Annotated in this window: 8 protein-coding genes and 1 tRNA gene; 6 read left to right on the top strand and 3 right to left on the bottom strand. The window is 54.4% G+C overall.

Going from position 1 to position 7636, the window contains the following annotated elements; translation table 11 throughout:
- Positions 1–46 precede the first annotated feature (46 nt).
- Together D8U73_RS22335 and D8U73_RS22330 are read left to right on the top strand one after the other, a co-directional pair.
- The gene (locus tag D8U73_RS22335) at positions 47–418 is read left to right on the top strand and encodes a hypothetical protein (protein WP_130905821.1); all 372 of its coding nucleotides are present in this window, start codon (positions 47–49) and stop codon (positions 416–418) included.
- A gap of 100 nt (positions 419–518) precedes the next feature.
- Complete coding sequence (locus D8U73_RS22330; protein ID WP_130905820.1) at positions 519–1004, top strand: hypothetical protein; 486 nt, start codon at positions 519–521, stop codon at positions 1002–1004.
- 298 nt (positions 1005–1302) lie between these two features.
- Here D8U73_RS22330 and D8U73_RS22325 read toward each other — a convergent pair whose 3' ends face one another.
- From D8U73_RS22325 to D8U73_RS22315, 3 genes are all read right to left on the bottom strand, one after another.
- Positions 1303–2307, bottom strand: a complete 1005-nt coding sequence (locus D8U73_RS22325) for an RHS repeat-associated core domain-containing protein (RefSeq protein WP_130905819.1) — start codon at positions 2305–2307, stop codon at positions 1303–1305.
- 142 nt (positions 2308–2449) lie between these two features.
- Positions 2450–2779, bottom strand: coding sequence for a hypothetical protein (locus D8U73_RS22320; protein WP_130905818.1), 330 nt, complete (start codon positions 2777–2779; stop codon positions 2450–2452).
- A 150-nt stretch (positions 2780–2929) separates the two neighbouring features.
- Positions 2930–3014 (bottom strand) — tRNA-Leu (locus tag D8U73_RS22315).
- Positions 3015–3121: 107 nt separating this feature from the next.
- On the opposite strand from D8U73_RS22315, the gene queA reads away from it, so the two are divergent.
- The 4 genes from queA to secD all read left to right on the top strand — a co-directional run bounded on the left by queA (position 3122) and on the right by secD (position 7628).
- Positions 3122–4186 (top strand): tRNA preQ1(34) S-adenosylmethionine ribosyltransferase-isomerase QueA, encoded by a 1065-nt coding sequence (gene queA, locus D8U73_RS22310; RefSeq protein WP_116581895.1) that lies wholly within the window; start codon positions 3122–3124, stop codon positions 4184–4186.
- A 14-nt stretch (positions 4187–4200) separates the two neighbouring features.
- Positions 4201–5316, top strand: coding sequence for a tRNA guanosine(34) transglycosylase Tgt (tgt, locus tag D8U73_RS22305; RefSeq protein WP_162250580.1), 1116 nt, complete (start codon positions 4201–4203; stop codon positions 5314–5316).
- 43 nt (positions 5317–5359) lie between these two features.
- Complete coding sequence (gene yajC, locus D8U73_RS22300; protein ID WP_007956696.1) at positions 5360–5695, top strand: preprotein translocase subunit YajC; 336 nt, start codon at positions 5360–5362, stop codon at positions 5693–5695.
- A gap of 64 nt (positions 5696–5759) precedes the next feature.
- Positions 5760–7628, top strand: coding sequence for a protein translocase subunit SecD (secD, locus tag D8U73_RS22295; protein WP_130905817.1), 1869 nt, complete (start codon positions 5760–5762; stop codon positions 7626–7628).
- The last annotated feature ends 8 nt before the right edge of the window (positions 7629–7636 follow it).

Below are 7636 nucleotides of genomic sequence, written 5' to 3'. Positions count from 1 at the left end.
TAGCTGGAGAGCAAATTGGTGAAATATTATATAGGGGCGCTTTGCTATGACTGAGGTTGTATTGGCCTACATTGCGCTAGTTTCAATGATATGCTTATTTTTTGCATTATGCTGGATATTTTTGTCCTCTTACTTATATACCGGGTTGATTGAAAAATATCTTAGAAAAAGTAAGTTTGTTGCGATTAATCGAAAAGGTTTGTCAGGCTTGGGGTTGCTAGGCTCAGTTGTTAGAAATTGTTCAATTGCTTTAATGTTTTTGATTCCTAAGTTTTGCGAGAGACGAGGCCTTATTGAAGAAAATGAATTGGAGAATCTGCCGCTTCATCTCAAGAGAAAGTTGTTAGCGCCGTGGATCACTGGCGGCGTATTCTTTTTTACGATTTTCCTTTATTCGCTTTATGTCGTTTGGGCCTAAAGCGAGTTTTGAGGCGGATTTCCTTGGGTTGGCCTTGCTCGGATCTGCAATGCAGCAATGGACTTAATGGTGAGTCATACATAACGAAGGGCTTGGACGGATGGCTCGTGGAAAATTCAAGTCAATAGCAAGAAAGTGCAGATGCTGTGGCGCATTAAATGAAGAAAGAACAAGAGGGATTAAAATCGGTCTCTGTTATGGATGTAGAAAGTCCAGGCATGAATCAAAAAAAGAAACTGTATCGCGGGTACATAAAAATCGATTAACGATCGTGCTCGGTTTAATTTCCTTTATATTTTTATCATTCGCCGGTTATGCGATTTGGTTTGAGTATCTCGTGCTACCTTATGGAAATCGCTTTCATTCAGAATTGTTGGAGTTCAAAGGTTTGGATGTTGCTGTGCCAGCACTGTCGTTGATTCTGCTCTCAGTTGGTACGATATGTGGCGCCGTAGTCAATCACTATCGTTCCTCTTGCAAGCAGCTATTTAGGGATGTAATGAAAGTCAGTCTGTGGGCTGGGTTTATTTTGTATTTTGTATCTATTTTCTTTGGCAAAGAACTGCGCTATAGGCTGTTTGATTAGAGTTGGCAATGTCCTGCACTGAACCCAACTCCCAGTAGGCAGGAAATGGGGCCTACCCCTTGGGCTGCCAGTGGACAGCAAATTGGCAAAATAGTAGCGTCGCGCCACTACCCTCAACTCTGTAACGGACTACACATGCTCACTCTCGCTCCAGCCTGAAGGAAAAGGGGGCACATTTATTAGTGGGTTAAACTCGAAATAAATCCGTCTCCATTTTTCATTTTTCTGATCGAAACGAAGTACCGTTACTACGGCATGGCCACCTGTCCTGGAATTTAACAGTGTTTTCCATGGATGATTAAACCGTAATGCGGATTAATTGAACAACGGGTTGCAGTCTGGGGTCGTTGGGTAGTAATCCGCCCCACCCGTCAGGAAGAGCGTACTTATGAATTGAGGGTGAAACTGGCGGTTTAACGACACGCTGAGTTGCGCGCGGCCTGAGTCGAATGTCCCACCTGTCAGGATTAGTATCGTTAAGAATAGGGGCTGTGCGGGTTCTGTTTTGAGTTGTAGAAGACTTATTGACGTCCATTTTTTTATGCGCAAGCGCGCTTAGGTTCTTGGAGGTGTCGGGCGTTTTGCCAAGGTTTGTTGTTGTCGCAGGAGCGTTTGTTTGCTGTGTGTTTGGAGGGATAGGCTGTGTGGTTTTCTTTACTGTTTTTATTGCTTTGGTTTTTTTTATACTGCCTAGACTATTCTTAACTCTGGATAAGGCGTTGGATACATTTGATTGGTTGAAAATTCTACGCGCGATAAGAAGAAGCTTTGCTTTACCCGTCGGGTCTGCATAATTGATTGGATCATTTTCGCAATAGGCATATGCGTTAAAGCCACCCTCTCCGAACGGGCTTAAATGATCCGGGCTGAGAAATCGCATCAAAACCGGACTAAACGCCCGATATCCGTTCCCCAAAAAATAATTTCCCGTCAGCGGATCCCTGCGCTCACCATTAAAGCCAAGCATGTTGAGTAGCCCACTTGTAAAGGGGCTATGTCCATAAGGCAAGTAGGCGAAAGATTGTGGTTGATGATTGGTCTTGAGCGTCTGCAATACCGAGCGTTGTTGATCGCTGGCCAGAAGTATGGTGTGGGACACATCACCCTCACTCTGCAGCTGCGCCAACAATTGGTCGCTGTGTTGGAGGATGGAGTGGCTTGTCTTCCCCTGTATCTCTGTGCAGAGGCGATTTCTGCAGTAGAAGTGCTGACGCTCTTGCTCGCCTTGCATCACGTTACCGACCAGCTGGTCGAGGGCATCATGGCGATATTGGCACAGTAGAGTTTCGCTTCGGGCAGTCATGGGTGAACACCTCTGAAATCCCAAGTGAAGGCGTTCATTATTGAATAACTGGCGAGGTAGGGGTACTAGCAGAACTGATAGGTCTACTCAAGCAGCAGGTTGGCAACTGCAATGCGCAATGTCTCGACAACAAATGCTCATATCACTGGATATCTTTCAAATAGTCCTTTAAAGCGATGAGTGGCGCATCAATCTGCTCCATCGTCTGGATACCTGCTAATTCAGCCGCCAACCTCCCCAACTCCCGCCCCAACGGCTTATCCACACCCCCAACAGCCTCCAACGCCAACCCAACACACTCACCCACCTTCACCTGAATCCCCTCAACATCCCCCCGCCGCACCAGCAACTCAAACACATCCCGCTGGTAATCACCCATCACCAGATCATCCCGCAAAATCGGGCTCTGGCCTTCCGATTCATAAGCCAGTTTGAGGGAGAAGAGGGCGACGGTTTCCAGGTGCAATTCCATGGGGGGAATCCTTGATGAGTGTTTTACTGACCGAGGGGGAGGAGATCAAAAGCATCGCTGGCAAGCCAGCTCCCACAGGATGGCGGTGGGGGTTGGTGCTTTTCTGCAGGCGAAAAAAAAGGCCTTGCTAAGCAAGACCTTTCTTAATTTTGGTGCCCCGAGGGAGACTCGAACTCCCACTCCTTTCGAAAACGGATTTTGAATCCGCCGCGTCTACCAATTCCGCCATCAGGGCTCAATGGCGGCGAAGTATAGAGATGAGATAACCGCTGGTCAATCAGGTACATGGAGAATTTTTGATATTTCCGCTAGACTTCCCGGCCCTGCTAGACGAACCCCATCATGCGCGTTGCTGACTTTACTTTCGAGCTCCCTGATTCGCTGATTGCCCGCCATCCTTTGGCCGAGCGTCGCAATAGTCGACTGTTGACCCTGGATGGGGTCAGCGGTGCCCTGGCACACCGTCAATTCACTGATTTGCTGGAGCATTTGCGCCCCGGCGATTTGATGGTGTTCAACAATACCCGGGTGATTCCGGCGCGGCTGTTTGGCCAGAAGGCTTCCGGCGGCAAGCTGGAAATCCTGGTGGAGCGGGTGCTCGACAGTCATCGCGTGCTGGCCCATGTGCGTTCCAGCAAGTCGCCCAAGCCTGGGTCGAAGATCCTGATCGACGGCGGTGGCGAGGCCGAGATGCTGGCGCGGCACGATGCGTTGTTCGAGCTGGGCTTTGCTGAAGAAGTGTTGCCGCTGCTCGACCGCGTCGGGCACATGCCGTTGCCTCCTTATATAGACCGCCCGGACGAAGGCGCCGACCGCGAGCGTTACCAGACCGTCTACGCCGAGCGTTTGGGCGCGGTGGCGGCGCCGACGGCGGGGCTGCATTTCGATCAGGTGCTGATGGAGGCGATTGCCGCCAAGGGCGTCGAGACGGCGTTCGTGACCTTGCACGTCGGCGCAGGTACGTTCCAGCCGGTGCGCGTGGAGAAGATCGAAGACCACCACATGCACAGCGAATGGTTGGAAGTCGGCCAGGACGTGGTCGATGCGGTTGCCGCCTGCCGTGCTCGTGGCGGTCGTGTGGTGGCGGTGGGGACCACCAGTGTGCGCTCGCTGGAAAGTGCCGCGCGCGATGGCGTGCTCAAGCCGTTCAGCGGCGATACAGATATTTTCATTTACCCTGGCCGGCCGTTTCATGTGGTCGATGCCTTGGTCACCAACTTCCATTTGCCCGAATCCACGCTGTTGATGCTGGTTTCGGCGTTCGCCGGTTATCCCGAGACCATGGCCGCCTACAAGGCTGCTGTCGACAATGGATACCGCTTTTTCAGCTACGGTGATGCGATGTTCATCACGCGTAATCCTGCGCCGACTGCCCCTAAAGAATCGGGCCCAGAGGAAACAGTATGAGTCGCACCTGTCGTATGTCTTTCGAGCTGCTGGCCACTGATGGCAAGGCTCGTCGTGGTCGCTTGACCTTCCCGCGCGGTACCGTCGAGACCCCGGCTTTCATGCCAGTGGGCACGTATGGCACGGTCAAGGGCATGCTGCCACGGGATATCGAGGCGACCGGTGCCGAGATCATTCTGGGCAACACGTTCCACCTGTGGCTGCGCCCGGGCACGGAAGTGATCAAGAAGCACGGCGACCTGCACGATTTCATGCAGTGGAAAGGCCCGATCCTGACCGACTCCGGCGGTTTCCAGGTGTTCAGCCTGGGTGCCATGCGCAAGATCAAGGAGGAGGGCGTGACCTTCGCTTCCCCGGTCGACGGCGCCAAGGTGTTCATGGGCCCGGAAGAGTCGATGCAGGTCCAGCGCGACCTGGGCTCCGACATCGTGATGATTTTCGACGAATGCACGCCGTACCCGGCTGACGAAGACGTCGCCCGTATTTCCATGGAATTGTCATTGCGTTGGGCTCAGCGCTCGAAAAACGCCCACGGCGACAACACGGCGGCGCTGTTCGGTATCGTTCAGGGCGGCATGCACCAGGATTTGCGCATGCGCTCCCTGGAAGGCCTCGACAAGATCGGCTTCGACGGCCTGGCCATTGGCGGTCTGTCGGTGGGCGAGCCCAAGCATGAAATGATCAAGGTGCTGGATTATCTGCCGGGCATGATGCCGGCTGACAAACCTCGTTACCTTATGGGCGTTGGCAAACCCGAAGACTTGGTTGAGGGTGTGCGCCGCGGTGTGGACATGTTCGATTGCGTGATGCCAACCCGTAATGCCCGCAACGGGCATCTGTTCATCGATACCGGCGTGCTGAAGATCCGAAACGCGTTCCATCGCCATGATGATTCGCCGCTCGATCCGACCTGCGATTGCTATACCTGCCAGAACTTCTCCCGCGCTTATCTGCATCACCTGGACAAGTGCGGCGAAATGCTGGGAAGCATGCTTAATACCATCCATAACTTGCGTCATTATCAAGTGCTTATGGCTGGTTTGCGCGAGGCTATTCAACAGGGTACATTGGCCGCCTTTGTCGATGCCTTCTACGCCAAACGCGGGTTACCTGTTCCGCCTTTGGACTGAGTTTTCTGACCCCAAGATTCAACATTTGCAACTGGAGTGCTAAATGAGCTTTTTTATCTCTAATGCCATGGCTGACGCTGCTGCACCTGCGGCAGCCCCAATGGGCGGCGGTTTCGAGTGGATTTTCCTGGTCGGCTTCCTGGTCATCTTCTACCTGATGATCTGGCGTCCACAGGCCAAGCGCGCCAAAGAGCAGAAAAACCTGCTGAGCAGCCTGCAGAAAGGCGACGAAGTCGTGACCACTGGCGGTATCGCCGGCAAGATCACCAAAGTGGCTGATGATTTCGTGGTTCTGGAAGTTTCCGACACCGTCGAAATGAAATTCCAGAAAGGCGCCATCGCCGCCACGCTGCCAAAAGGCACGCTGAAAGCGATCTAAGTTTCATCTTCATTTTCAATCGACGGGGCGCGCAAGGCGCCCCGCGTCATAAACGGGCGGCGTGATGCTGAACAAATATCCTCTGTGGAAATACATTCTGATCCTGGCGGTGCTGGCGATCGGTCTGATTTATTCCGCTCCCAATCTTTATCCTGATGACCCGGCCATTCAGGTCAGCGGTGCCAGCACAGCACTGCAGGTCAATCAGGCTGATCTGGACCGTGTGAGCGCTGCGCTCAAGGAATCCGGGATCAACGTCAAGGCTGCCACGCTGGCTGCCGGTGGCAAGGGCGGGCTGATTCGCCTGACCAAGGCTGAGGATCAGTTGCCAGCCAAGGACGTCGTGCGCAAGGCATTGGGTGATGACTACGTCGTCGCGCTGAACCTGGCACAAACCACCCCGCAATGGCTGCGCAACCTCGCCGCGCACCCGATGAAGCTGGGTCTGGACTTGTCCGGTGGTGTGCACTTCCTGCTGGAAGTGGACATGGACAAAGCCCTCGACGCACGCCTGAAAGTCTACGAAGGCGACGTCAAGAGCCTGTTGCGTAAAGAGAAACTGCGCTATCGCAGCCTGCCGCAACTCGATGGTGCCATTCAGCTGGGCTTCAGTGATGAAGCGACCCGCGAACAGGCCCGTTCGATCATTCGCAAGAACTTCAACGATTTCGACATTGTTCCGGCCGACCTCAATGGCCAACCGGTGCTGCGTCTGGCGATGACCCCGGCCAAGCTGGCGGAAATCCGCGAATACTCCATCAAGCAGAACTTGACCACGGTACGTAACCGCGTCAACGAGCTGGGTGTTGCCGAACCGATCGTTCAGCGTCAGGGCGCCAACCGCATCGTGGTTGAGCTGCCGGGCGTGCAGGACACCGCAGAAGCGAAGCGTATCCTCGGCAAGACGGCCAACCTCGAGTTCCGTCTGGCGGCCGAGCCGGGTGCTTCGAAAGCCACTTCCGAATCCTTTGAGTTCCGTGAAGGCAATCGTCCAGCGGCACTGATCGAGCGTGGCCTGATCATCACCGGTGACCAGGTAACCGATGCCAAGGCTGGCTTTGGCGAGCATGGCACTCCGGAAGTGAATATTCGTCTGGACGGCCACGGCGGCGAGCTGATGAGCCGTGCGACCCGTTCGAACGTCGGTCGCAGCATGGCGGTGATCTTCATCGAGCAGCGTCCGGTCACTACTTACGTCAAGCAAGTGGTCAACGGCGTCGAGAAAGACGTGCCGGTTCAGACCTTCAAGGAAGAGAAGAAGATCATCAGCCTGGCGACCATTCAGTCGCCGCTGGGTGCGCAATTCCGTATCACCGGCCTGAATGGCCAGGGCGAATCGTCCGAGCTGGCGCTGCTGCTGCGTGCCGGTGGTCTGGCGGCGCCGATGTACTTCGCTGAAGAGCGCACCATCGGCCCGAGCCTGGGTGCGGACAACATCACCAAGGGTATCGATGCGTCGCTGTGGGGCATGCTGTTCGTCTCGCTGTTCATCATCGCCATCTACCGCTTCTTCGGCATCATCGCCACCGTCGCGCTGGCGGTGAACATGGTGATGCTGCTGGCCTTGATGTCGCTGCTGGGTGCAACGCTGACCCTGCCGGGTATCGCCGGTATCGTATTGACCATGGGTATGGCGGTCGACGCCAACGTGCTGATCTTCTCGCGGATTCGTGAAGAGATCGCCGCCGGCATGACCGTGCAGCGTGCAATCAACGAAGGCTTCGGCCGGGCATTTACTGCGATTCTCGACGCCAACCTGACAACACTGTTGGTCGGCGGCATCCTCTTTGCCATGGGCACCGGCCCGGTCAAAGGCTTCGCAGTGACCATGTCCCTCGGGATCTTTACCTCGATGTTCACGGCCATCATGGTGACCCGCGCGATGGTCAACCTGATCTTCGGCGGTCGTGACTTCAAGAAGTTGTGGATTTAAGGGGCTGC

Origin of the sequence: Pseudomonas sp. Sample_22 (genome assembly GCF_004307635.1) — a bacterium.
Classification (GTDB): Bacteria; Pseudomonadota; Gammaproteobacteria; order Pseudomonadales; family Pseudomonadaceae; genus Aquipseudomonas.
The sequence above is the reverse complement of the archived record's forward strand: the minus strand, read 5'-3'. Positions and strand labels throughout refer to the sequence as shown.